The sequence below is a fragment of the Enterobacter sp. UNJFSC 003 genome (genome assembly GCF_036903355.1).
Taxonomy (GTDB): domain Bacteria; phylum Pseudomonadota; class Gammaproteobacteria; order Enterobacterales; family Enterobacteriaceae; genus Enterobacter.
On the sequence record NZ_JBAKHK010000166.1, the window covers coordinates 1 to 271 of the forward strand.

General features: G+C 53.1%; 1 protein-coding gene. It reads right to left on the reverse strand.

The genetic code is table 11. The annotated features are described in order from the left end of the window. Nucleotides 1-97 (reverse strand): hypothetical protein (locus V5P19_RS23625; protein WP_252698418.1); only part of this gene is annotated, 97 nt, incomplete at its 3' end. Between the last annotated feature and the right edge of the window lie 174 nt (nt 98-271).

Sequence of the window (271 nt, forward strand, 5' to 3'; positions counted from 1 at the left end):
GGGTGACGGCTACCGCCATCTGTCGCTGTGGTTCTCGCGGCTTAAAGCCTGGTATCGCTTTCGCCAGCTGACCGTCTGGTGCAAAATCGTCCGTCACACTACCCCCTGTTGATTTGAACAGGGATTATGTCAGGATGAGGGCGCTTTCGCCAGTTGAAGTGGTGACGGCGACCTCACATTGTGGCAGTCTTTGCAGCACGAAAATGGAAGGATAATGAGGACAAAATGATGACTATCGTTCGTATCGATGCTGAAGCCCGCTGGTCTGATG